Raw genomic sequence first — 24,696 nt, 5'->3', positions numbered from 1 at the left:
CATGAGCGTCGCGAGCACGTTCTTCTTGCGGACCATGCCGCCATAGAAGAGCGCGAGGCCCGGGATCGTCATGAACAGCACGAGCGCCGTGGAGGTGAGCATCCACGCGGTGTCGCCCGAATTGATCTTCGAAGAGTCGACCGAGAACGGTGCGGTCGGGGCGGCGGGCGCCGCGGCTGCGGCAGCCGCCGGGGCGTCGGCCGGGGCGCTTGCAGCCGCGGCGGGTACGGAGGTGGCCGCGGCTGCGGGGGCCGATGCCGAAGCGGCCGGCGCGGACGCATCGTCGGCCAGTGCGGCGCCGACGCCGCTAGCCAGCAGCGAACCGGCCATCAGCAGGGACATCAACATTTTGCGCATCTTTCGTTTCCTCCAGTCGCCATTTATATCTTTACAGGGCATCCGCGCCGGTCTCGCTGGTGCGGATACGGATCACTTCCTCGAGCGATATCACGAAGATCTTGCCGTCGCCGATTTTCCCGGTACGCGCGGCGCGCTCGATCGCTTCAGTCGCCAGATCGACAGCGTCGTCCGGGGTGATCGCCTCGATCTTCACCTTTGGCAAGAACTCAATCGCGTATTCCGCTCCCCGATACAGTTCCGTGTGTCCCTTCTGTCGTCCGAAACCCTTCACTTCCGTCACCGTCATTCCCGAGACCCCGATGGCAGACAAGGCATCCCTCACGTCGTTGAGCTTGAACGGCTTGATGATTGCAGCAATGAGCTTCATGAGATCCTCTTCTTGTTGCGAAACTCGTTGGCGTAACGCTTCACCTGATTGGGCAAAACCGTGGCGTCCGATCCGTATGCGTTTCATCTCGCATCGAGCAAGCCGGGTGTTGATGCAAGCGACATAGCTAGCAACAGGCGTGCCATGAGTGTTCGTGTGCACGCCGTACGCCGACGGCGCATTGCCTGAAGTCTGCGGAAAGCAGTCATTCATTCAGTGAACGTGGCGGCGTCGCATTGGCGGGGCGATATAGACGACGTCACGGCCCTGACCAATATGACTTGCAACTTATGGCGCGTTGGGACCGCTTCCATGCGTGAGTACCGGCCATCCTGGGCAACGACGTCGATCGTCATTGCCAGGCAGTATCATTGTTTAGTCGTCAACCAAATCAGAGTCGTCTGAAGACGTTGTGTAGTGCGACGTCAAACGCAGCGCTTTTGAGAAGAGTGCGGGCAGGAATTGGATAAGGAACCCCCATGGGCGAATTCAGGCGCGAGAGATGAACTTGGTGCACAGGTTGCTTTTCCTTGTTGCACGAATGAGCGTCTTTGGTGCTTCCGGCGCCGTCACTCCGACGAGGTGCTCGCGTGAATTGGGGGCGTTAGAAACCTCGGGGTTTTCCGTGGTAGGCACTCAGACCCGGCTTCTGACAGTCACGGCCGCTGGAACTGGAAATGAAAGTCACCATTCGCGTCGAGGTCACCCCGGACTACGGCGAAGCGGAGACCTGCGAAATCTGCCAGCTTGAACGCGACATCATTGAACGTATCGTTAGCGAGATGGCGATGGTTGATGGCCTGTTCTGCCGCCGACGAAGGGAAAGTGGTGGATACCGTCTTTACACGGCAACGACCAACGAAGTGCCGCCGTGCGTGCCCTGCGCCTCGCTTCACCGCGGGGCGCGATAGCGGAATTAACCGACACGTTGGCGCTTCTGCCATCACGGCTAGCAGAGATTGCGAGCGACAACACAAAGGCGCTCCTCGGCTATGTACCGTGCCAACCGGTGCAGTGGCGGGTCTGCTCCAGAGGTCAAATCGTGAGATCGGGATGGACTCTGTCTGTGAGCAACCGTGCCGCGGCACATTCAGGAACTCGCCCCAAAGACTCGGGCGCAGCCGGAGCGCGCGTTGCACGGCCCCTTCTGAACGAGACGAGTGCCCATACGAAAGCGGCAATCCAGCCGAGCACTGACCAGCCAAGCACCGCATTAAGACGCCTGATGGCGGTGCGGTTGTGGTGGTGGCGACTGAACGCGATGATCGAGGGAATGAAATACAGCAGTGTCAGCATGACCAGCCAGTGGCCCGGATCACTTTCATATTCATGTGTGCCGGTGGACATGTCGGCAGCGGTGCTAGTCTGATAATCATCCATTTTGTTACCCCCGTGTAACTGCGCTTGCGCGATCTCGCGATCCACATCCTGGTGGATCTTCTGTTCGACGAGATTGAGTCCGTTGTCGGATCTGATATAAGGCTATGCGTTGCAAGCTGATATGTGCGCGGATGACACTTGTCAATATCAACGATCACCTGGCATTGCGCGTGTCTGATTATCGGCGTCCCGGATCAGAATCAGGAATTTCGGGAAGCCAATAATATCAGGCGGACTAACGATGCAAGCGATCGTCGAAGTTATCAGGAAGCCGATTGAATGGGATTCCTACGGTTGACTTTGAAGTGTCGCTGTCATGAAGTCGGCAAGCGCGATACCAGACGCTGCACCCGCGGTTCGGTCCATGAAAATGAGCGTGCTTTTCATTTTAATCCCCCGTTGTAATGCGTCTGAACCGGTCCGTCGCCTGAGCGAGTGCGCATTATTTCGTCGTTGTGCCTACGTGTTCGAGGATAGCATGTATTCAATATCGGTAACAAAAACCACTCCCAAACTGTGCGGATGGGCACAATGGTCGTAGAGCTTTGAGTGTTTCTACCGAACTCGATAAACAATCAAGTGTGGGATTGTGCACAAAAGGATTTGACCCACACGCCGAAATTCGGGTGATCCACCACGGTAGTCTGTCGACCCGTCGTTCCCGGCATGCCTTCCAAAATACCGTCCAATGCCATTTCTGCATAGTGGTCAATCTCACATCAGCGTCGACACACTGCAGGAACTGCAGCGGACCAACGACAAGCTCAAGCACGTGGCCACCACCGGTCCACTCACCGGCGCGAGTTCATCGAGCGCGTCGAAGCGGAAATCGGACGCGCGCAGCACGGTGGAGCGCCTGTCGCTCGATCTCGATCACTTCAAGGCCATCAACGACGCGCACTGGCACCTGGCGGGCGATGAGGTGCTGTGCGAGTTCGTACAAAAATGGCTTGACGCGATCCGCCCGTACGACGGCGTCGCGCGTGTGGGGGCAAGGACTTCACTTATCAACAAGAGGCAACGATGCTGGGTCCTCGTGAGCTCGCAGCCCTGATGCTGGTCAAGGACGCACCCGGGCACCTCGGGCTGGATCGTGCAGATCTGGATATGTTGCTCGAACACCAGCTCGTCGCATTGGAAACGCTCCCGTCCGGCCAGCAGCTCCCCAGATAATCAGCCGTCCCCAGTGACTCACGGGTCCAGCCATCGCGGTCACCTGAACCCGGCCAATCCGCGGGAAGTGCGCCGGGTCTTCGCCTATGCCACCGGTGTGGCAGCAGTCGGCTGCCCATCATGCGGTTTCGGTGGGGGGCGGTATGCGTGTGCGTAATGGGTTTGTCGGGTGCGTGGGTGACACGCCGCTGGTCCGGCTTGCCGGACTCAGCGAGGAGACCGGCTGCGAGATTCTCGGCAAGGCCGAGTTCATGAACCCGGGCGGCTCGGTCAAGGACCGTGCTGCACTGTGCGGCGTTCCTGGCCACGCAGCAGGATGATTCACTTTTGAACGTGGGCCGAGAAGGGCTAGCTCCGTCAACGCCGCGCTTCAAACGGCAAGGCCCATCGACGAGCAGCGCGATGCCGGGCGACGCGAGCCAGCCAATCCCCGTCCAGCCGTACACCACATTCGTGATGAGGAGTGAGGTCAAGCCGGCGCTCATGCGCTGGCGGTGCAGCGCAATCGCCATCGGCAGCAGGTAGCCGCCGCTCAGCACGGCGAGCGCCACGAGGCGCGCGAGGCGCCGGTGCCGCGCGGGAAGCAGGTTGAAGGTGAGCATGGGACGGCCTCCGGCCCCTGAGGTCGCGAAAAGAAAACTGGTGAGTATAGAAAGCGGCCCGGTGATGGAGGCAGGCACGGAGGTGCTGCGCCAGCTTGCTGCGCCGGTTCGCTGCCAGACATACCGGCACGGCACATTCGAACACAATGCGACTCACACCCAATACAGACCCGCCTGCCAATGCGCAAGTCGGGCGTTATCAGCACCCCGGGGGAAAGCACATGCACTCCATTCGTTTTCGGCCATCCGTTCTGGGTGGTCTGCTCGCGACGTTCGCGTTTGCTGCTACACCTGCGGCTTCAGCCCATACTGGCGCGCCGGGGAGCGGGCCCGCCGGGACGGCCATCTATGGCATCGCCCTGTACAAACCCTTCACCGCGATGCCGGAGTGCCCCTTCAAGCCGAACAGCTCTCCGGGCGCCGACAAGGCCTACACCGACGAAACCCCGCACCCGTGCTTTGAGCATGCCGACCTCTCGCTGATTGGCACGGCTCCAACAGGGACGGAGATGCTCGATGTCATGTACCCCGTGGACAAGACTCCCGAGATGTACACCAGCCTGCGCATCAGCCTCATCAAGGGCATCGTGCACGGCGTCTACCTGTTGACGCCAGGCGTCGACACGCAGGTACATGACTATGCGTTCCTGGAGTACAAGTTCGGCAGGCCCCAGGTCAAACGCTCCGTCATCGTGCAGGACCGGATGCGCGGCACCTATCAGGTCATCAAGGCGAGCTGGCAACGACCAGACGGGGTCTCACTGTCGTTCACCGGCGCGGCCGACGCGCCTAACGCCGGAGAATTCACGGCGACGACGCCGCAGGAGGGTGCGCGGCAGCAGGCGCAGAACGACCAGCACGAAGGCGTGCCGAAGCTGTAACCCCGCTGCCAGGGAGGGCACGCGCGAATATTCGTATGCGTGCACCGATAAGGTTCTTTGCGAAGGGCGCTTTCCCCGCGGCGAGCTTGTATTGCGAGACTACGGGGTCGTCTGGGAGTTGGAGTCGCTCGGCGCCGAGGGCAGCAAAACCCGCGGAAGACAAGCCCAAGTTGTGAGGAAGATCAGTTCACGCGGGTCGCGCTGAGACATCCGCCAACGCGGTCTCACTGTTTCGGTACTGCAAATGCGTCCAGCTTGTGGTTATCGCCGGCATACGGCAGCCCGAGAACCTTCGTGTGATAACCGGAGCCCCAGTAGACGGTGCCGTCGACGATTGCCGCACCGGACACGACCGCGCCGCCGCTCTCAAAGCTCCACTTGATTTCGCCGGTAGCGGCATCGAGCGCATACATGTTCGCGTGGGCCGCAAGCCGGTCATTGTGGCCCACGTCATCGAAGTGCTCGAGCGTCTTCGCGCCGAAACGATCGAAAATTTGCTTGTCGAACAAAGCCAGGTAATCGCGGTCGTCGCGCGCGAATTGCAGGGTGCCCGCGGGTGTCGTCGATCCGGCAACCGCTGAAGAGTCGGCCTGCTACTTGCTCGCTTTTAGCAGCACTGGATCGTTACGATACAGATCGGGAAACGTTCGCTTCAGTTCGTTCACCTTCGGCAGATCGTTTATGACGATGTACGGGTAGTCGGGATGGAGTACGAGGTAATTCTGATGGTAGGCTTCCGCCGGATAGAAGCCTTTGAAGCTCTCCACCCGTGTGACTATCGGCCCTGAAAACACATGCGCTCGATCCAGTTGCGCGATGTATGACTGTGCGACGCTCCGCTGATCAGGATTGGTCGGGAAAATTGCCGAGCGGTATTGCGTACCGTGATCGGGGCCCTGGTAGTCCAACTCGGTGGGGTCATGCGCAACCGAGAAGAAAATCTGCAATAACCGTCCGTAGGTGATCTGAGTCGGGTCGTAAGTGATCTGCACCGACTCTGCGTGTCCCGTGTCGCCGTCACTGACGGTTTCGTATTGCGCAGTGGCGGCTGCACCGCCCGTGTAGCCCGCGGCGACCTGCTTCACACCCCGCACGTGTTCGAATACGCCCTGGACACCCCAGAAGCAGCCACCCGCGAACACGGCCGTTTCGCTATGTGTGGCGCCGACTTTTTCATCCTGCGCAGGCGGTGGAGTCCTGATCGCTGATTCAGCCGAATTCGCAATGCGCTGTGCCGCGAAGACGCTTGCCGCAATGGCGACGCAACCGGCGAGTCTGGCAATGGCCGAGCGCTTGCTCCCGGGAGCCTGGCGAGTATTGTTCGTGTGCATGATGTCAGTCCTGCAAAGAGGGGTTGATTTACGCCGTCCGGCACGGATTAGCCGAACGTAAATGCATACGCTTGTACGCCGGGATCCAGAAACTCGATCGAGAACGTGTGATCCGCGACATCTCCGGTTTGTCGAACGAGCTGATACAGGCGCTGTTCGGTTACGGTGCCACTGCCGTCGTCGGCGACGTCGGTACCGTGTGCGGCGCCGGGCGCCGCGCCATCCACGCTCACACGGAAGCGAATCGGCTTGCCGTCCTGGCCCGGACCCAGCACGAGGTGCAGATCGCGTGCATGAAAGCGATAGACGATGCGCCCGGAGGCGGCCGCGAGCGTGGCGTGTTCGGCGCCCACCTTCCATGCGCCTGCGAGCCCCCAGTCGTTGACGGCGGGCTGTGACGGCACCGAATAGGTGTGCAGCTTGTCCGCAGCCTCGCCGCCGGGCGACGCGAAATTCTCCGCGCGCTCGTAGCCGATATAGGTTTCCGGCGACTGCACATCGGCTTTGTCGGCCGCTGCCTCTACGCCTTGCGCGCTCATGCCGGCGATGCCGAGCGCCACCTTCGACGCGCCTGGGTGGCCCGCTTCGGCCAACAACTGCTGAATCACCTTTTCCGATTCCGCGTAGTCGCCTTCGCCAAAATGGTGATGGCGAATCCGCCCTTGCGCATCGACGAAATAGTGCGCCGGCCAGTACTGATTGTTCAGCGCGCGCCAGATCGCATAGTTGTTGTCGATGGCGACGGGATAGTCGACGCCGAGATCGCGGGTGGCCTTCTTCACGTTATCGATATTGCGCTCGAAAGCGAATTCCGGCGCGTGCACGCCGATCACGACGAGGCCCTGATCTTTGTACTTCTGCGCCCATGCTTTGACGTACGGCAGCGAACGCAGGCAGTTGATGCACGAGTACGTCCAGAAGTCGATCAGAACAACCTTGCCGCGCAGGTCCTGAGCCGTGAGCGGCGGTGAATTCAGCCATTGGACTGCGCCGTTCAGCGGCGGCAACACGCCTTCGACGGGTAGCGGGGCCGCGCCGGCTGGCGCGCCCTGTGCGATGCGCATCATCGCGCCGGAGTGGACGGAGGCGTTTGCATTGGCCACGGGGTAGGCGGTCGTTACGACATCATTGCCCGCAGCATTGGCTGGCGCGTTGGCCCGTGCATCGGCGTTCTTACCTGCCGCCACCGGATTGGCCGGTGTCGCACCGGGCGAAAGCTTATCCACCAGTTTCTGTTCGATGCCGCCGGTGGCGACGGTCGATACACGCGTCAGCACGCCCGTGTCGAGGCCGAATGCAATCGCTACCACGCCGCACAGCATTGCCGCACCGATTCCGCGGCGGATCCATTCGCCTGCACCGAGAGAGCGCTTCATCGCAGTGAACACCCGCCCGCCAATCAGCAGCGCCAGCGCGAGCGATGTCGCGGCGCCCGCCGCATAGGCCAGCAACAGCAGCGTAGTGCCGACGCTCGCACCCCGCAGCGCCGCGCCGGTCAGGAGCAGGCCGAGAATCGGACCGGCGCACGGCGCCCACAGCAGCCCGGTCGCGATGCCCAATAGAAATGACGAACCTGCGCGAACCTGCTGGCCGTCGCCCTGGGCGAAGTTCGACAGGCGATTGCCTGCGCTAACCAGCGGCCGCATCAGATGATCAGCGAAGCGTGGGAGCAACAGCGTCAGTCCGAAGACGGCGAGCAACGCGATCGCGAGCCAGCGGCCATACTGGTTAGCCTGGGTGACCCAGCCGCCGCCCACCGCGGCCAAAGTCGCGACGATGGCGAACGTCAGCGCCATGCCCGCGAGCAACGGCAGCCCGCTGCGCGCGAACGGCTGATCGGCGCGCGCGAAAACAAACGGCAGCACCGGCAGGATGCACGGACTGAGAATCGTAAGGGCGCCGCCGAGATAGGCGAGAACGATAAGTAGCATGTCGGTTCCAGGCGTGGATGCCGGTCGTTTGGCGACTGGTGAATGAAAGGAGGGTCAGGCGCTTGCTCAGGACGCGTGCTCAGCCGGCAGCGGGCGTGAAAATCATCGCCACGCCGTTCATGCAGTAGCGCAGCCCCGTCGGTTGCGGACCGTCGTCGAATACGTGGCCGAGATGGCCGCCACAGCGCCGGCAGTGGACCTCGGTGCGCGACATGCCGAACGAATCGTCTTCACGCGTCGCCACGGCATGCTCGAGCGGCGCCCAGAAACTCGGCCAGCCGGTGTGGCTGTCGAACTTCGTGCGCGACGCAAACAGATCGAGCCGGCAGCCCGCGCAACCGAACACGCCCGCGCGATGCTCGTCGTTCAGCGGGCTGCTGTAAGGCCGCTCCGTGCCTTCCTGACGCAGCACCGAATACTGTGACGGTGTCAGCAACTGGCGCCATTGCGCGTCCGTATGCACGACTTCGAAACTGCCGGCCGGCTTGCTGGCCTCCACCGGTGCGGCGGCCAGCGGGCGCCAACGGCCGGCTGCCGCCAGTGCCGCCACGGCCGCCCCACCTGAAAACAGGAAGCGCCTTCTGCTTTGCATGATGAGCTCCTTGACGCGAATCTGCGGAAAGTGCCCACATCCTCGCCCGGCGGGGATGTCAAAGTCCTCACGAAAAGTTAAATTAAATGTGATAACTCGCCGTCCGGAAATTTTGCACAATGGCGCAACAGGCCAGCCTTTGCTGGCGCCCATTCTTTCCCACGCTCTGAACCACGCCCTCACGCGCGTCTAAAGCCGTCCATGGACCATCCCAAACGCATCCTGATCGTCGAAGACGACATCGACATCGCCAACGTGCTGAGTCTTCATCTGCGCGATGAGCGCTACGAAGTCGTGCACAGCGCCGACGGCGACGAAGGGCTGCGCCTGCTTGAGCAAGGTGGCTGGGACGCGCTGATCCTCGATCTGATGCTGCCCGGCGTCGATGGTCTGGAAATCTGCCGGCGCGCCCGTGCGATGACGCGCTATACGCCGATCATCATCACCAGCGCGCGTTCGAGCGAAGTGCACCGGATTCTCGGCCTCGAACTCGGCGCTGACGACTACCTTGCCAAGCCGTTCTCAGTCCTCGAACTGGTCGCACGCGTCAAGGCGTTGCTGCGGCGCGTCGAAGCCATGGCGAAAGACTCGCGAATCGACGCGGGTAGTCTGCACCTCGCCGGATTGACGATCGATCCGCTGACCCGCGAGGCAGCCGTCGACGGCAAACCCATCGAACTGACGCCGCGCGAATTCGACCTGCTCTATTACTTTGCGCAGCATCCCGGCAAAGTGTTCTCGCGAATGGACCTGCTCAACGCCGTGTGGGGCTATCAGCACGAGGGCTATGAACACACCGTGAATACCCATATCAACCGGCTGCGCGCGAAGATCGAGACCGATCCGGCCGAGCCCGAGCGCATCCTGACGGTCTGGGGGCGCGGCTACAAGCTGGCCGTGCCGGGCGACTCACCGGCGCACGCCGGCAAACCTCAGGAGGCGCCGTGAAGCTGACGCTGACCCAGCGGCTCTCGCTCGTTTTCTCCGCGCTGTTGCTGGCGTGCTGCGGTGCGTCGGCGTGGCTGCAGATCCGTTCGAGCGACCTACACGAAAAGGAAGTCGTGCAAAGCCTGTCGCGCAGCCTCGCAGACCATATCGCGCACCACACCACCCTGATGGACGCGAACGGCCTGCGGCCCGACGCGGTGCGCCAACTGTTCGGCCAGCTGATGATGGTGAATCCGAGCGTCGAGGTGTACCTGCTCGACAATCAAGGGCGTATCAAGGGCGACGACGCCCCCGCGGGCCACGTCAAGCGCGGGCAGGTGGATCTCACGCCGGTCCGGCAATTCATCGCGGGCGATGCGTTGCCGATCCTCGGCGACGACCCGCGCAGCCTCGACGGGAAAAAGGTGTTCAGTGCCGCACCGCTGCAGCTGAATGGCGAGCAACCATCAGGCTATATCTATGTCGTCCTGCTCGGCGAGGCGCACGACGCGCTCGCCGCACGCGTGGCCGCCAGCTCCGTTCTGCGCACCACGCTGTGGTCGATGGCGCTGGTCGCGCTGCTCGGCCTGCTTGCGGGCTTGATGGCATTTGGTCTGATCACGCGGCCGCTACGCCGCCTCACCGAAGCCATGCGCCGCTTCGACGCCGACGGCGAGCCGGACACCCAGCCGTGCGTGCCGCGCTCGGCGCCGCCCGGACAGCGTGACGAAATTGCCGTGCTCGAAGCCACGTTCGCGCAGATGGCGAAGCGCATCGGCGAACAGTGGCGTGCGCTGTCGAGACAGGACCAGCAACGGCGCGAGTTGATCGCCAATATTTCGCACGATCTGCGCACACCGCTCACTTCTTTGCACGGCTACCTCGAAACACTCTCGCTCAAGGCCGACACGCTCAGCGAAACAGAACGCAAACGCTATCTGGCGATCGCACTGGCGCAAAGCCTCAAGGTCGGGCGGCTCGCGCAGGCGCTATTCGAACTGGCCCGGCTCGAACACGGCAACGTGCAACCAGCGCTCGAGCAATTCTCGCTGGTCGATCTGGTGCAAGACGTTTTCCAAAAATTCGAACTACCGGCCGAGGCACGGCACATCCGGCTGCGGGCGGGCATTCCCCCGCGCTTGCCGACCGTCTGCGCCGATCTGGGAATGATCGAGCGCGTGCTGACGAACCTGCTCGACAATGCGATTCGACACACCCCCGCCGACGGCGAGATCAACGTCGATCTCGCGCACAAGGACGGCAAGGTATCGGTCGCGGTAAGCGACACCGGTCCGGGCATTCCAGCGGAGCAGCGCGAAGGCCTGTTCGAGCGCCCGTTCAGCTCGGGCGGCACGCATCGCGGCGGCGGACTCGGACTGCTGATCGTGCAGCGCATGCTGCAATTGCATCACAGCCAGATACGCCTGCTCGAGGGTGCAGGCCCTGGCACGACGTTCTGCTTCGATTTGCCGACGACTGGGAAGTCGATTGCCTCCAGCACCCCGCTCTGACCGTCTGTTCGCCCGCGCGCCGCGGTGCGGCGCAAGGCGCGTGATCACGAACCAAGGGCGGTCCGGACGGCGGGGGCACCAAACTCATGACGCTGGGCCTTGAAGTTCTGCGACGGTAAAAGGCGATGGAGCGAAAGGCGATCAAGGCTCTCGAAAAGGATGCGCGCGACTTCGAAAAACTATTGAAAGTGTGACGTACACATTCATCAAGGGCACCCCGCAGAGCGTCGCGTATCCAAGTTAGGGGGCAGTGAGGATTGCTAGCTCGACAGCTATGAAATAGTAGAATCCAAATTTAGCGAATATAAAATCGGGAAAACTATCGTATCCGCCATACATATTATCAAACCAAAATCTCCAATTTTCCGGATAAACAACCAGACACCTTGGATCCGATCGATATATCGGTCGCTCCTTTCACTTCCAATATATCAACGGGGTGCTCTCGGATGCCCGCTTTCCAATGCAATCGGGCTGTCCAAAGAGCTTCATTGAACGTCGTGTGGATGGCAGCTATTGGTCTACGCTGAAGCAACCAGCATTCTTGCGTTTTCTGGTAGGCCAGGTATCGGCTTCGCAGCTTTATTTCTGGGCAGCCCCGGCGCCGTGCGTTTCGCCGTGCGCGAGCGCGGGCAGGAGCGCTGCGCTGTCGCCGCCGTCGATCACCACGAGCCCCGACGCCTCCTGCTTCGCGCGCCGCTTGGCCAGCGCGGCCAGCGACGCGATCGCCTCGCTGCCGTGCTGCGCGCCTCGTCCCGGCGCGATATGCACGCAGCCGATCGCCATCGTCACGAAGCTGAAGAAGGTGGCGTTGCCGCGTCGGTCCTCGCCGTGGATGCCGCCCGCGAGCCGGTCCGCGCTCGCGTAAAAGCGCAGCGCGCCCGCGTTGAAGCTCGCGATGGCCTGGCGCGCGCGATCATGCCATGTCTCGCTCTGGAACAGGATCAGGAAGTCGTCGCCGCCCACGTGGCCGAGGAAGTCGCGTGTGGGGTCGCACGCGTCCGCGAGCACCTGTGCCGCGAACTTGAGCACCTCGTCGCCTTGCCAGTAGCCGTACTGATCGTTAAACGGCTTGAACTGGTTCAAGTCGACGTAGCACGCGTGAAAGCCCGCGTCGTTCGAGAGCAGCCGCTCGATGTGCGCGCTGATCGGAATGTTGCCGGGCAGGAATGTGAGTGGATTGGCGTAGCGCGCCGCCTGGATGCGTACCTCCGTCACGGCGCGTACGAGGCTTTCACCTGTACCGAGTCCCGCGTAGCGACCGTTGTCGGTGATGACGAAACCATCGGCGAGATAGCGCTGGTCGTCGCTCGCAAGCAGCGCCGCCATCTGCTCGACGGTCATCGACTGCTCGATCAGGACCGGCGACGCGTTGGCAAATTGCAGGCAAGGCTTCTTGCCGAAGAGCTCGCGGTGATAGGGCAGCGCGTAGCGGTCCATGAACGCGCGCCGGTTGACGAGTGCGACGGGCGTCTCGCCTTCGACCACGGCCACCGCGTGCAGGTCGGGCAGGCGGTTGAAGAGGTCGAGCACCTCGTTGTTGGTCGCGCGGCGCGGCAGCGCGGGCGCGTGCACCAACATCTTCCGGGCGGGTGCGCTGTTTGCGGCGCCCGCGCCGGTGCTGCGCGTCGCCTCGGGGAAAACGGCGATGTGGTGCGCGAGCAGCGCCTCGCGCGCTCGCTCGCCGAGCGTGCGCGGCGCCCGTTCATCGGGGCGGCCAAAGAAGAAGCCCTGGCCGCTCGCGATACCCATGTCGCGCAGCACGATCAGATCCGCCTCGTTTTCGATGCCCTCGGCCACGAGCCGCGCGCCGCTCGCCTGCGCGAAGTGCTGCATGGCGCGCATGGCCTCGAACTTGAGCGCGTCGTGGGCGATGTCCTGGATGAAGAAGCGGTCGATCTTCACGACGTCGGGCTGTAACTGCACCCACAGGTTCATGCTCGCGTTGGCTGTGCCGTAGTCGTCGAGTGCGAACTGCGCGCCTGTCGCGCGCAGCGCGGCGACCACGGGCGTGAAGTTGCGCAGGTCGTCGATGGCGCTCTGCTCGGTGAGCTCGATGACGACGCGGCGGGCGTCGATGCCGTCGAACAGGGCGAGCGGGTTCTGGCCCGCGGCGGCGATCTGGCACAGCGCGTCGGCGCTGAAGTTCAGAAATAGCTTGCCCGCGCAGCCGAGCTGCACGAAAGCCTCGATGCACGTGGCAGCGGCGGCGCGCTCGAGGGCCGTCGTACACCCCGCCGCGTTCGCGCACGCGAAAAGCGCGGCGGGCGTTTCGAGCGGCGAGCCGGCCGGCCCGCGAATGAGGCCCTCGTAGCCGAGGATGGCGCCGTCGCCGAAATCGACGATCGGCTGGAACACGGCGCGCAACTGGCGTTGGGCGATCAGGGCTTCGATGCTGACGGCAACCGTGGGGTCCGTCGTGACCATCGAGGCCAACGGGGCGGGCGGCGTAGACGCGCGAGGAGACATGGGAAGAGCGAGGCAGGCTTGGACGACGGATTTAACGGCAGCAGCCTCTGCGAATTCAATGAATATTTGATGACAGCGCGGAGGAAAAACGGAGGGATGGAAGCGGCTGACGGTTGCGAGCGCAAACACCGGAGACTGACTCGCACCACGTCAAACGGCCCCACGCTGGCTAAAGATCTGGCGAACGCTGAGGTCCTTTTCATTGCCGCTGTGCTGCGCGAGGCCGCTCGACCAGAGCGGGAACCCCTGGATTGGCTTGACTCAAGCAAAAGAAGGCCTTGGGGAAAACATACATGCTGTTACGAAGATCTTTCTCCACCCTTTGATCGCCGTCGCTTTCGCGAGCGCAGCACGGCGCGCTCGTCGCCATCGGGAAAATCGCCGGGTTCGGTGGAAAGCGGGGCCGGGTTCGCGACGCCGGCTATGTTGCCCGATCGAACTTGTGTGCAAACCGGTGTGTCGCCCATTCGATGAAGACGCGCAACCGGTGGCTCATGTGTCTGTCCGGCGGATACACGAGGAAGAAGGGGTAGGGATCCGGCTGCCACGCCGACAAAACAGCCACAAGCTCGCCACGCGCGATCGCGTCTTTCGCGGCAAACGAGAAGGTCTGAATCACACCGAGGCCTGCCAGCGCAGCTGCGACATGTGCGTTGCTCTCGTTGATGCCCATGCCTTGTACGCCGCCAATTTCGATTCGCTCGCTGCCTTTCTGAAAACGCATCGGCATGACGCGTCCGGTCCGTGGCGACACATAGCTCACGATGCGGTGGGCGCTTTTCAACTGGTCGGGATGCGTCGGTCTGCCGTGCTGCTTCAGATACTCAGGCGTCGCGCACGTCACCCACGAGGCACGGCCGAGCGGACGCGCGATTAGCGAGAGTTCCTCCGCGCTGCCGCCGCGGACCACACAATCCACATTCTCGCCAATGAGATCGACCCGCCGGTCGCTCACCCCCAGATCGACACGTATATCGGGATACAGCGCAATGAAGTCTGGCAGGGCAGGGATCAACACGCAGCTTGCGGTCGCCGAGCCGATATCGATGCGCAACCGCCCGCGCGGACGCTGATGTGCGCTGGCAAAACTCGAGTCGATGTCTTCGATCTCCTTCAGCACGCGCGAACTGCGTTCGTAGTACGCGGCTCCTTCGGATGTGATGGTGACGCGTCGCGTCGTTCGCTGGAGTAGCTTGACGCCAAGATGCTGCTCCAGCGAACGCACGAGTTTGCTCACTGTGGCGAGGGGCATGTCGAGCGAGTCGGCGGCACGGGTGAATGCGCCCGCTTCGACAACTCGGGCGAACACGCGAATGGCAAGCAACTGGTCCATGTCAATTATCCACCCACATGGATAAAGTTATCGAGTTTAGCCACTTTATTCAACATTCTGCCAGCTTGTACAGTAGTTCTCACGTCAGCAATGGCGCGACATCGAAGCACGATGGTGCCGTTTCAGCGTCATAGATCAGTTCTGAATTGATTGGTCCAGACTGGAATATCGAATTCTCGTGGTTTTTTCTGGCCCTAAAAAGCCGGGAATTTCGCCGCATCAAACGTACAGAGGTTTGTCATGGCATCATCTTCGTCCGACGCTTCGACATCACCTGGCATGGATTCAACGCGCCGCACTGTGCTTCGCGCTGCCGCGTGGCTTGGCACGCTGAGCCTTGGAACGGGCCTCGCCGTGGCACGGGAAGCAGAGGCGAAAGCCACGGATATTGTGCTTCCATCCACCTCTGAAGCCGTCGCACCGTTTCGAGTCACCATTCCAGCCGCCGCGCTCCAGGACCTCAAGGTACGACTCGCGGCAACGCGCTTTCCGGAGAAGGAGACCGTTGACGACTGGTCCGAAGGCGTGCCGCTGGAGAAGATGAAGGCACTCGTGGAGTATTGGCGGTCCAGCTACGATATGCATCGTCTCGAACGGCGGCTGAATCGCTTTCCTCAATTCCGGACTCAGATCGATGGTCTTGGCATTTATTTCCTGCATGTGCGGTCGAAGCACGAGAACGCGCAGCCGATTATCCTGACCCATGGGTGGCCGGGCTCCGTTATCGAGTTCCTCAAAGTTATTGGACCACTAACAGATCCCACAGCATACGGCGGCACACCTGACGACGCTTTCCATGTCGTCATACCATCGCTGCCGGGATATGGCTTTTCTGACAAGCCGACTGAGCGCGGGTGGGGCTTGCCTCATATCGCGAGAGCCTGGGCCGTACTCATGAAACGCTTGGGCTATACAAGCTATGTTGCGCAAGGTGGGGACTGGGGCGCAGGCGTCACCACATGGATGGCAAAACAGCATGTGGAGGGACTGAAGGCGATTCACCTGAACCTTCCCATTCTGTTCCCTCCACCCGTGGAAGGAGAACCGACAGCCGAAGAGAAGACCGCCATTGCCAGGCTCACCGAGTTCGCCAATAACGGTATGGGATATTCAAAGCTGCAGTCCACGAGGCCGCAGACGATTGGCTATAGTCTTTCGGATTCGCCGGCCGGCCAGGCTGCGTGGATATATGAGAAGCTTGCTCAATGGAGCGACACAAACAATGAGCCAGAGCGAGAGCTATCACGCGACGAGATGCTCGATAACATCTCTCTATATTGGCTTACCAATACGGGCGCCTCTTCCGCGCGCCTTTACTTTGAAAGCTACGCGACGGACTTTTCGCGGCAGCAACTTGATATACCCGTCGGCGTGTCCAACTTTCATGGGGAAATTCTTCAACCACCCAGAATTTGGGGCGAGCGTACCTACTCAAAGCTCTTCTATTGGAATGAAGTCGCGAAAGGTGGGCATTTCGCCGCCTTCGAGCAGCCGGACCTCTTCGTTGCCGAATTGCGCGCGTGCTTTAGCCGGACATCCAACGCAGCCTCTTCTACACCACCATCCCATGAATGCAGCGTCGACCCGGAAATCATTTGGCCGTTAATTGGGTAAAGCCGCCGCAGGAATGTCCGCGCGACGGAACGGGAGAATGCCCCTTTCATGGCCGACTGCCGCCCGATGTGTTTGGCCGTAGCCAACCTGCTTCCGCCGTCCAGGAAAGAGCTCGAGAGTCGGTTCCCAAGCCGACGCAAAGTGATCGCCGTTAGTGGTTAGCCCTTTGCTCGTTGGCAGCCGCTGCGCATGACCATCCTATGACGGCAGCCACCTCCAGAGGTGGCGTGTCGGCAGCACTGCTGCTTTGCTCAGTTCGCTGGCACCGCCGTGAGCGGTTCGAGCCCGGTCCTCACAATCGCCGGCGCCGCCTCCGGCGACGACAGAAAACGGATCAGCGCCTCAGCGCCGGCTGGATTTTTCGCAGTGGTGGCGATACCCCCGGAGAACACCGTGTATCTTTGTACTTCCGCGGGCAAACTGCCGACCACTGTCACCCCCTTTACCGGCAACAGTTCCACGACCTGCTGTAACCCGAGTTCCGCTTCGCCGTTCGCGACGATCGTTGCGACTCGCTCGTCCGGAACCATGCGGCTCTTGCTTTTCACACGCCCCTCAATGCCCAGACGCGAAAACAGTTCGTCGCCGATATAGACTCCACTCGCGCTGTCCGGATAGACGATTGACTTCGCTGCGAGCAGCGTGCGGCGCAATGCGTCGGCAGAGCTGATGTCCGGTTTCGGCGCACCCTCGCGAACCGCCACGCCGATTGGCGAGCGTGCGAAGTCCACCTTGCTGCCAGACACCACCGTGCCGGCGTTAATCTGGTCGTCGAGCGCATAGCTGACCACGATCAGGACGTCGGCCCACTCGCCACGCGCAAGCCGCACGGGGATGGCATTCAAGGCCGTGCCCTCTGTTGGCCCCCAGACGGTGACCAGTGTATCGCCGGTTGCTTCCTCGAATTGCGGGCCCAGATCGCGATACGCTGGCGTAAACCAGCCCGACATCATTACCTTGATTTCGCCTGCCAATGCCGCGCTGTTACCCAGTAACGCGAGCGTCAAGCAGAACGCGAGTGTGCGAACCATCAGCTTGTGGATAGTCACGGCTGCGCCTCATCTCAATCGACTGACCCAGCCCTGACACGCAGCCAGGCCGGATGCCAGTCATGACTTTAACCGGCCGCGCAGCCCTGCGTGCACGCCGACGTTGCAGCCAAACCGGTCCGCCTTGCGTGCCCCCGTTTGCGCGGTAGCTGCCGTGCACCGAAGTACGCTTTTGTTGAATATGGAAAAAGGTACGAGGCTATGCTCAAGGCTTCGTCAACGGCGATGACACGACACGCGTCGGACAGAAGCGACTCACGCATCTGCCGTCACGTCCAGGCGCTGTGCCTCCTCTTGGCTAGCCCGGCGCATGCGATGCGGCGTCTCCGGGCTTGCGCACCTGTTATCCTTTCTTCTCCCGACTGCAGCATGGTCGCATGTGGTCGGCCATGAGCCTGCCATCAAGTGAGACAGGATTTCGAATGTTCGGCTTTCTGCGCAGCTATTTTTCCAACGACCTGGCCATTGATCTGGGCACCTCGAACACGCTGATCTACATGCGCGGCAAGGGCATTGTCCTTGACGAACCTTCGGTTGTGTCGATTCGCCAGGAAGGCGGCCCGAACGGCAAAAAAACCATTGTGGCAGTTGGCAAGGCAGCCAAGGAGATGCTTGGCAAGGTGCCGGGCAACATTGAAGCCATCCGCCCGATGAAGGACGGCGTGATCGCCGACTTCAGCGTCACCCAGCAGATGATCAAACAGTTTATCCGGATGGTGCACGCACCTCGCATATTTGCGCCGTCGCCGCGCATCATTATCTGTGTGCCGTGCGGTTCCACCCAGGTCGAGCGACGTGCGATCAAGGAAGCTGCGCACAGTGCGGGCGCCTCGCAGGTCTACCTGATCGAAGAGCCGATGGCCGCCGCGACGGGCGCTGGCCTGCCGGTGTCTGAAGCGACCGGCTCGATGGTTGTCGATATCGGCGGTGGCACCACTGAGGTGGGCGTCATTTCGCTCGGCGGTATTGTGTACAAAGGTTCCGTGCGGGTCGGCGGCGACAAGTTTGACGAAGCCATTGTCAACTATATTCGCCGCAACTATGGGATGCTGATCGGCGAACAAACCGCCGAAGCGATCAAAAAGGAAATCGGCTCCGCGTTTCCGGGCTCGGAAGTCAAGGAAATGGAAGTAAGGGGCCGCAACATGTCGGAAGGCATCCCGCGTAGCTTCACGGTTTCCAGCAATGAGATGCTCGAAGCCCTCACCGATCCGCTGAACCAGATCGTGTCGGCGGTCAAGATTGCACTTGAGCAAACGCCGCCAGAGCTCGGCGCCGATATCGCCGAGCGCGGCATCATGCTCGCGGGCGGCGGAGCACTGCTACGCGATCTCGATCGGCTGCTCGCCGAGGAGACCGGTCTGCCGGTGTTCGTTGCCGAAGACCCGCTGACCTGTGTCGTGAGCGGCTCGGGCATGGCGCTCGAACGCATGGACCAATTCGGCAGCGTCTTTACCTACGAATGAGCATGGAGGCACGGCTCGTGGCGGGACCCGGCCCATATGTGGCAGGCCGACCTCTGCAATGCGAATCGCCCGATCGTGATCTCGGCGCCGGCGAATAAATCCGCCGCAGCCCAATCTGCCAGGGTGCGAGCCGCATAGCCCTTTACGCGATGTGAGGGGTAGACGAAGCCATCGGGCCGCTCGCCGACCGCACTACGGCAGTGCCAATCCCGTATTCGATCGGGATTCACGCCTTCACTAACCCTATCGATGACGCCCACGTCGCAGCCCTTTCTGGTGGGCGCCGGATGCATTGCGCCTGCGGTAATTGCTCTGCTCGGAAATGCCGACTTTCTTTTAGTCCAGCAGGGCGCTCCCCGAAGCATCACCGGGACACGACTGCGCAATTTTTTCCATGAACGACGCGCGGTATTTCTATAACACTCAAACGGGGCTGCGCTCAGATCATCACTGACCCGCCGCGTGACGTTTGCGAAACGCCCGGACGGCATACCACGCTCCAGGATTGCATGGCGAATTTCCTGTGCAATCTGGGCTATGGTGATCCGGCGGGGCTGTTCCCGCGCAGCCCACGCCTGGATTTTGACGAAGCCTGCAAATTGCTCTGACCAGCAGAAGCCCGGCTTCGCCGTCCGTTGACTGGAGCGGAGCCGACGTTCGATTGTCCGAGCGCGAGTGCCGGCCTATGACCGCAACTGGCCGATCACTGCCTTAGGGGGAGTGCACGACAAGCCCACCCGCGTGTTCAGACGATGCCGACGCGCATGAGCCTGGGGCAAGTCCTCGGTGTCAGTTCGTGCGTACGGGTGGTTAAACTCCGCCCGATTGAGCCGACCCCATGAGCGCTCTATTCGAGATCAAGCCGTGGCAGGTCCGCGAGCGTTCGGCCCGCATCGGAATCAGCGACCACCATTTCGATGCCTTCGCGGCCGGCCTCATCGACAACGCGCCGGACCTCTGGACCAGCGACGCGTTGGCCATCCAGCGGAAAGACTGTTACGACGGTGTCGCCCTTGGCCAGTGCATCTACCACCTCGATTACAGGCGATGCACACGGCGCGACCTCAAATTGTTCTCCGCTCACGGACAGCTGCCCCCAAAGCACGTGTGTGACCCTTTGCGAATTCCCGTCCATCCGAACTGCCGTTATAGCGTGCACTGCCATCGCGTTTCCTCCGTTGTCGGGGAAATCCTGGCACGAGCACAACGATCAGCCATTTCGGCACCTGCCGAGACTGCGAGCCGGTGACGCACCCTTCGCCGACCGCGTGCGGACAAAGTTCCTGATGCTAAATCCGAGCGCGGTCAACGCCTGTTGCAACGACCCGACCATAATGCCAGCGTGCGGGAGTGCGCCGCGCTCCTTCACCAAAAGCGATGGCCGTTGGTTAAAGGAAATTTGTTCACACCAGGTGCCCGGAAATTAGCGGAAATCGGAGGGGCGAGGAACAAATTTGATTTAAAAAGTTGAAAGGAAAAGTGTTCCTTCCGCCGACAGTTAAAGCAATTTTGTGTCCTTGCCGGGCATCCCGGACAACCTTTGAATCGGGAAGGCTGCCCCGTTGGCCGTCCCGGCGAAGATGGCACGTCGCAGACTGGCCGCGGTTGGCGACGGGAAGCACCAGGCTGAGCCCGCGGGTGAATGTCAAGGCGCAGACGTTGTTTTTTGCTCCCAAGGCGCTGGTAACATAATTACTTTAAAAACGGATACAAATTTGCTTTAACCAACGGCAGCCATCGCGTTACAGGCGAGAACGGCTTCGCTGCGTGACGGTTCCCCTGTAATGTAAAAACAGTGGGACTACATTGCCTTCCGCTAACAGGACGACATTGGCAGTCTCGCCTATCAACCGGCGCGACTGTCAGAAGGCCACCCAACTCGGTCCGTCGGACCGGTATTGTTCCAATGGACGCTCCTCCAAGGTCTAACAGCCATCAGCATAGCGGCAGTCATCACCGGCCCTTAGATTAATCGCTTCAGGCGGTCGGCAATCGAATATGAACGCTTGCAAAAAACCTTGGTATTCCTTAATTTTATTGTATGCACGATGATCATATTCGCTAATGCTGGGCGGTTTATGCAAATTGCTTAACATGCATCTAGATGCTTCGAATGACAGCAATAAGACAGCGTTGTATATGTCTCACGCAGAAATAAAAAAATTTGACGGCCTCTTTGCTTGTCGAAATACTTCACTATCCGAATTTCGGCAGATCGCGTAGTCACTCAGTTTAGCCAGATCCTCGCAGTGAGGGCGTGGCATGAAGCATTGGTGGCACTGGCCTGCCGAGTTCGTTCATAAAAATTTCGCGTATCGCCTGCGCATCGTTAGATGCATTCTGCATGTCCGATCCTACTCGCCGCCTTTCGCATTGGAGTGCACGACCGCGGCCACTATGTACCGGTTCGAATACATTGCGCAATTGCTATGCGTAACGCATTTCTTTCACTAGCGTTGTTCGTTCGATGTCCGTTGCCACTCGCAATGCCACAGGAGATGTCACGATGAAATCGCTTCGCAGCGCTGCCATTTGCGCCCTTGCAGTCACCTTCGCGTTCACACGTGCCGCGCTAGCCGCTAACGCGCTGCCGCCATACCATGGCGATCCGTCACAGACATCGGTGTCCGGCCTATCGTCGGGTGCCTTCATGGCGGTCCAGTACCAGGTCGCGTATTCGGGCTCAGTAGTCGGGGCCGGTGTGGTGGCGGGCGGCCCGTATTACTGTGCGGCCGGGAACATTCTCAACGCCACCATCTGCATGGGCCAGGTTCCGTTCGTGCCGCCGAACCCGGCGCTGATGGTAACCGCGGCCGCAGGCTTTGCGTCGTTGAATCAGATCGATCCGCTGTCGAACCTGAAAAAGGCACGGATCTATGTGTTCAGTGGTACAAAGGATACCGTCGTTCACCAGCAGGCAGTCGATGCGACAGTCTCGTTCTTCGAGGAGGCGGGCGTCCCTCAATCGAACCTGCTTTATGTGAACAGCGTCCCGGCCGGTCACGCATTCATTGCGCCGTCGTTCGGCAACGTGTGCTCTGATAATGCGCCCCCTTACATCAATCACTGCGCGATCGGCAAGAAAAAATACGACCAGGCCGGTGCGTTGCTGAAGCAGATCTACGGGACGCTGAACCCGCCGGCGCACAGCCTGAGCGGGAGAATCCTGCCGTTCGATCAGCGCGAATTTGCAACGTCCGCCACCGGCATGGCTGATACGGGGTTTGTCTATGTGCCGAAATCCTGCGATCAAGGCGCGGCGTGCAAGGTGCACGTCGCTTTCCACGGATGTAAGCAATCGGCGGCGGTGGTCGGTGACGATTTCTACGCGAACACAGGATATAACTACTGGGCCGATACGAACAACATCATCGTGCTGTACCCGCAGGTGAATGCGTCCACGATTCCGTTCAATCCGGATGGGTGCTGGGACTGGTTCGGTTATACCGGTCAGGACTATGCGTTGAAGTCGGGTTCGCAGCTTACCGCGGTTCACGCCATGGTCGGCCGGCTGCTTGATAAGCCATAATGCATTCACACGTGCACGACGGATGCCACGCGCACGGCGAGTCCGATGCCAGACGAACCCGGAGGCAGAGAGATTGACTGTGCGCGCGAGCCCGTCCGCGTCGCTGCAACGGGCTTCGGTCATATCGGAGAGCGGATCGATTGTTGTTGCCTCATTGGCGCGCGACGGCTGGAGCCAGGCGACATTCGCTGAGTATTCGGGCTACGACCGCCGCACCATCGTTCGATGGATGAGCGGCGAATCAACCATGCCCTTGCTCGTTGAAAGGCACCTCGATCTGCTGTTCGCCATCCGTGATTGCTTGCCCTGAAGGTCCGTTTTCAGTAGAGAGCAACGCGTGAAGCGCGAAACGGGCCGCTTCTCGCCATCAAAATTTCTTTGCCTTCGAGTTGCGGTGCGACACTGGTGGCGTTACCTGTGGTTTCGGACATGTTGGCAGATCCGGAGAATGGAACATGGACACCATTTCATTCGACATCCAGACTGCGTCCGGATCATGCGATACGCTCACCCAACTCAGCAAACGGCCTTGCTGAGTCGCTTTCCCTTGTTCAATTTAGATCCAAAGCACGTTGATGGGCTGGTTAGTTCAGCTCTTGAACAGATTGTCAAAGGCATCCGCGCGATGTCTGAACCTGAGAACGAAGCAAAGCGCATGTTGGCTGCCCGGATCGACAAGCTCGGTTGGTGTTTCTGGCACGGTAGCGCTGTGAAGGCGGCGAGCCGAACGCGAGAAGTCTTGACGATCTGTCGTCTCGTTGTCCCGCAGACACCAAAGTTTGCCGATAGTCTTACACAACTGGGCTACAGGGATCGCGAGCTTGTTGCGTATGTGAAAGCCAACGGTGGATCAACGGTTAGCTACGGGAAACGACATCGAGATGGTGAACCGATCTCGACTGCGATGACCGAATCTGCGGTCAACCAGATCCTGAACCAGCGCATGTGCAAGCGACAACATATGCGATGGTCACCGCGTGGAGTTCATCTTCTCGCGCAGGTCCGGCGCGCTGTGATAAATGGCGACTTGCACGAGAGAATTGAAATGATCAGGCGACGCCCGAAAGCGATACCGATCGAGGTCGCCGTCGTCCTCGACGAGTTCAGACGGGCCGCCGAAACACTACTCCAAGGTTTTTAACGCTCCCCGTGGTTGCCAGGGAGAGGTAGTGACAAATTCATTACGGTCTACGCCTCCGGGCATCAACTGCGGCTACACCCCCATTGTGCTAGCGGTGCACCAGCAAGTCGATGGACGAGTGTTCTGTTCTTGACGAACAAAAGTTCGTGATCCGCGCAGGCGGTCCCTCCCTGATATTTGTGCCTGCTGTGCCGGCATTGGGTGGAAGACCGTCAAAGCGGCTGATCGAGAAGTCACGCTAACGAATAGTCGTAGAGCGACACCGAACATTTATTCGCCCGCAAAGGAGCATTTAATGCCGAACATCAAATTATCTGCATGACGACATCTGACGCGGTAACACGGCGTAATAATGCAACATAATTCGACACAAGGATGGCTTCAATCACCACACATTGGCTCGTGTTCCTCACTTGTCGAATGCCTGTTGCGAGTACGGCTCCATAACCGGGCGATGCGGAAAACGCAGTGCGTACATGCGCGCCGTTTTCCACCTCACTTTCAGGGAGATTGACATGATCCGCGATACACGCCCGAGTTAAGCCAGCTAAGTCGCGGACATCTCCACACCCCATAGTAACCACAACTTTCAGTTTGTCTGCCGAACTGCTGCAGCATGCTATTAGGCATCCTGATTACTAAGTTAATCATGGTTCAAGGAGCTTCACTATGAAAACCCTTGCATATCTTGTCCTCGCCAGCTGTGCGCTTGCCGGCCCAGTCGTCAGCTTCGCGCAGAGCAACGCGCCCGTCACCGGTGCGCAGGTGCGTGCGGAAATGATCCGCCTCGAGCAAGCAGGCTATCGCCTGGACGACGGCGACCATACAAAGTATCCCGAGCAAATCCAGGCTGCTGAAGCGAAGATCGCTGCACAGGACGGCCAGCAGGCGGGCGACAGCGACGTTGGCGGCACGACGGCCAACGGCACCTCGGATTCCGGCAGTGTCCAGCATGGTTCGCAGCCCTCGTCAGCGCCGTGCGTCGGCCCTGTAAGTTACTGCAACCTTTTCTTCGGTAGTTGATCGCCGACGGTTCGCCG

Annotated in this window: 21 protein-coding genes and 4 pseudogenes; 14 read left to right on the top strand and 11 right to left on the bottom strand. The window is 60.6% G+C overall.

What is annotated here, in order from left to right; translation table 11 throughout:
• Together EYW47_RS42130 and EYW47_RS29060 are read right to left on the bottom strand one after the other, a co-directional pair.
• A pseudogene (locus EYW47_RS42130) lies at positions 1 to 357 on the bottom strand (ammonium transporter); the annotation flags it as partial.
• Positions 358 to 388: 31 nt separating this feature from the next.
• Positions 389 to 727, bottom strand: coding sequence for a P-II family nitrogen regulator (locus EYW47_RS29060; protein WP_133198295.1), 339 nt, complete (start codon positions 725 to 727; stop codon positions 389 to 391).
• 677 nt (positions 728 to 1,404) lie between these two features.
• Here EYW47_RS29060 and EYW47_RS29055 point away from each other — a divergent pair.
• Positions 1,405 to 1,638: a hypothetical protein gene (locus EYW47_RS29055; protein WP_133198280.1), complete on the top strand. Its 234-nt coding sequence runs from the start codon at positions 1,405 to 1,407 to the stop codon at positions 1,636 to 1,638.
• Between the two features lie 124 nt (positions 1,639 to 1,762).
• Here EYW47_RS29055 and EYW47_RS29050 read toward each other — a convergent pair whose 3' ends face one another.
• Positions 1,763 to 2,107 carry a superinfection immunity protein gene (locus EYW47_RS29050; RefSeq protein ID WP_240763973.1) on the bottom strand — a complete coding sequence of 115 codons (345 nt, stop codon included), beginning with the start codon at positions 2,105 to 2,107 and terminating at the stop codon, positions 1,763 to 1,765.
• A 688-nt stretch (positions 2,108 to 2,795) separates the two neighbouring features.
• Between EYW47_RS29050 and EYW47_RS29045 the strand changes: the two genes are divergently transcribed.
• A complete protein-coding gene (locus EYW47_RS29045) occupies positions 2,796 to 3,161 on the top strand; it encodes a GGDEF domain-containing protein (protein WP_240763972.1) in 366 nt (121 codons plus the stop codon).
• Between the two features lie 262 nt (positions 3,162 to 3,423).
• A pseudogene (locus tag EYW47_RS29040) lies at positions 3,424 to 3,570 on the top strand (pyridoxal-phosphate dependent enzyme); the annotation flags it as partial.
• Between the two features lie 135 nt (positions 3,571 to 3,705).
• Here the strand turns inward: EYW47_RS29040 and EYW47_RS42715 are convergent.
• Positions 3,706 to 3,792: pseudogene (locus EYW47_RS42715) on the bottom strand (hypothetical protein); the annotation flags it as partial.
• Between the two features lie 311 nt (positions 3,793 to 4,103).
• Here EYW47_RS42715 and EYW47_RS29030 point away from each other — a divergent pair.
• Positions 4,104 to 4,763, top strand: coding sequence for a hypothetical protein (locus EYW47_RS29030; protein ID WP_133198279.1), 660 nt, complete (start codon positions 4,104 to 4,106; stop codon positions 4,761 to 4,763).
• 224 nt (positions 4,764 to 4,987) lie between these two features.
• Here EYW47_RS29030 and EYW47_RS29025 read toward each other — a convergent pair whose 3' ends face one another.
• The 4 genes from EYW47_RS29025 to msrB all read right to left on the bottom strand — a co-directional run bounded on the left by EYW47_RS29025 (position 4,988) and on the right by msrB (position 8,617).
• Positions 4,988 to 5,272: a PQQ-binding-like beta-propeller repeat protein gene (locus EYW47_RS29025; RefSeq protein ID WP_205710176.1), complete on the bottom strand. Its 285-nt coding sequence runs from the start codon at positions 5,270 to 5,272 to the stop codon at positions 4,988 to 4,990.
• Positions 5,273 to 5,356: 84 nt separating this feature from the next.
• Positions 5,357 to 6,094 carry a peptide-methionine (S)-S-oxide reductase MsrA gene (gene msrA / locus EYW47_RS29020; protein WP_133198278.1) on the bottom strand — a complete coding sequence of 246 codons (738 nt, stop codon included), beginning with the start codon at positions 6,092 to 6,094 and terminating at the stop codon, positions 5,357 to 5,359.
• Positions 6,095 to 6,141: 47 nt separating this feature from the next.
• A complete protein-coding gene (locus EYW47_RS29015; protein WP_133198277.1) occupies positions 6,142 to 8,025 on the bottom strand; it encodes a cytochrome c biogenesis protein DipZ in 1,884 nt (627 codons plus the stop codon).
• Positions 8,026 to 8,104: 79 nt separating this feature from the next.
• The gene (gene msrB, locus EYW47_RS29010; RefSeq protein ID WP_133198276.1) at positions 8,105 to 8,617 is read right to left on the bottom strand and encodes a peptide-methionine (R)-S-oxide reductase MsrB; all 513 of its coding nucleotides are present in this window, start codon (positions 8,615 to 8,617) and stop codon (positions 8,105 to 8,107) included.
• A 201-nt stretch (positions 8,618 to 8,818) separates the two neighbouring features.
• Here msrB and EYW47_RS29005 point away from each other — a divergent pair, with 201 nt between their 5' ends.
• Both EYW47_RS29005 and EYW47_RS29000 read left to right on the top strand, forming a co-directional pair.
• Positions 8,819 to 9,565 carry a response regulator transcription factor gene (locus EYW47_RS29005; protein WP_133198275.1) on the top strand — a complete coding sequence of 249 codons (747 nt, stop codon included), beginning with the start codon at positions 8,819 to 8,821 and terminating at the stop codon, positions 9,563 to 9,565.
• Positions 9,562 to 11,055: a sensor histidine kinase gene (locus EYW47_RS29000; protein ID WP_133198274.1), complete on the top strand. Its 1,494-nt coding sequence runs from the start codon at positions 9,562 to 9,564 to the stop codon at positions 11,053 to 11,055. Before EYW47_RS29005 ends, EYW47_RS29000 begins: the two co-directional genes overlap by 4 nt.
• 582 nt (positions 11,056 to 11,637) lie before the next feature.
• Here EYW47_RS29000 and EYW47_RS28995 read toward each other — a convergent pair.
• Positions 11,638 to 13,482 (bottom strand): EAL domain-containing protein, encoded by a 1,845-nt coding sequence (locus EYW47_RS28995; RefSeq protein WP_133198273.1) that lies wholly within the window; start codon positions 13,480 to 13,482, stop codon positions 11,638 to 11,640.
• 463 nt (positions 13,483 to 13,945) lie between these two features.
• Positions 13,946 to 14,857: a LysR family transcriptional regulator gene (locus EYW47_RS28990; RefSeq protein WP_133198272.1), complete on the bottom strand. Its 912-nt coding sequence runs from the start codon at positions 14,855 to 14,857 to the stop codon at positions 13,946 to 13,948.
• A 240-nt stretch (positions 14,858 to 15,097) separates the two neighbouring features.
• Between EYW47_RS28990 and EYW47_RS28985 the strand changes: the two genes are divergently transcribed.
• Entirely contained in the window at positions 15,098 to 16,471 is a 1,374-nt protein-coding gene (locus EYW47_RS28985) for an epoxide hydrolase family protein (RefSeq protein ID WP_133198271.1), read from the top strand.
• 251 nt (positions 16,472 to 16,722) lie between these two features.
• Here EYW47_RS28985 and EYW47_RS28980 read toward each other — a convergent pair whose 3' ends face one another.
• Positions 16,723 to 17,520, bottom strand: coding sequence for a substrate-binding domain-containing protein (locus EYW47_RS28980; RefSeq protein WP_133198270.1), 798 nt, complete (start codon positions 17,518 to 17,520; stop codon positions 16,723 to 16,725).
• A gap of 422 nt (positions 17,521 to 17,942) precedes the next feature.
• Between EYW47_RS28980 and EYW47_RS28975 the strand changes: the two genes are divergently transcribed.
• From EYW47_RS28975 to EYW47_RS28945, 7 genes and pseudogenes are all read left to right on the top strand, one after another.
• A complete protein-coding gene (locus EYW47_RS28975; RefSeq protein WP_133198269.1) occupies positions 17,943 to 18,986 on the top strand; it encodes a rod shape-determining protein in 1,044 nt (347 codons plus the stop codon).
• A 512-nt stretch (positions 18,987 to 19,498) separates the two neighbouring features.
• Positions 19,499 to 19,594 (top strand): annotated as a pseudogene (locus EYW47_RS28970) (malonic semialdehyde reductase); the annotation flags it as partial.
• Positions 19,595 to 19,824: 230 nt separating this feature from the next.
• Positions 19,825 to 20,235, top strand: coding sequence for a hypothetical protein (locus tag EYW47_RS28965; RefSeq protein WP_133198268.1), 411 nt, complete (start codon positions 19,825 to 19,827; stop codon positions 20,233 to 20,235).
• A 1,257-nt stretch (positions 20,236 to 21,492) separates the two neighbouring features.
• Positions 21,493 to 22,515, top strand: a complete 1,023-nt coding sequence (locus EYW47_RS28960) for an extracellular catalytic domain type 2 short-chain-length polyhydroxyalkanoate depolymerase (protein ID WP_133198267.1) — start codon at positions 21,493 to 21,495, stop codon at positions 22,513 to 22,515.
• A 73-nt stretch (positions 22,516 to 22,588) separates the two neighbouring features.
• Positions 22,589 to 22,825: a helix-turn-helix domain-containing protein gene (locus EYW47_RS28955; protein ID WP_133198266.1), complete on the top strand. Its 237-nt coding sequence runs from the start codon at positions 22,589 to 22,591 to the stop codon at positions 22,823 to 22,825.
• Positions 22,826 to 23,011: 186 nt separating this feature from the next.
• Positions 23,012 to 23,656: a hypothetical protein gene (locus EYW47_RS28950; RefSeq protein ID WP_133198265.1), complete on the top strand. Its 645-nt coding sequence runs from the start codon at positions 23,012 to 23,014 to the stop codon at positions 23,654 to 23,656.
• Between the two features lie 669 nt (positions 23,657 to 24,325).
• Positions 24,326 to 24,679, top strand: coding sequence for a DUF4148 domain-containing protein (locus EYW47_RS28945; RefSeq protein WP_133198264.1), 354 nt, complete (start codon positions 24,326 to 24,328; stop codon positions 24,677 to 24,679).
• Positions 24,680 to 24,696 lie beyond the last annotated feature (17 nt).

It is taken from the genome of Paraburkholderia silviterrae, assembly GCF_004353915.1.
Classification (GTDB): domain Bacteria; phylum Pseudomonadota; class Gammaproteobacteria; order Burkholderiales; family Burkholderiaceae; genus Paraburkholderia; species Paraburkholderia silviterrae.
Note: the sequence above shows the minus strand (reverse complement) of the source record. Positions and strands in the feature narration are given on the sequence as shown.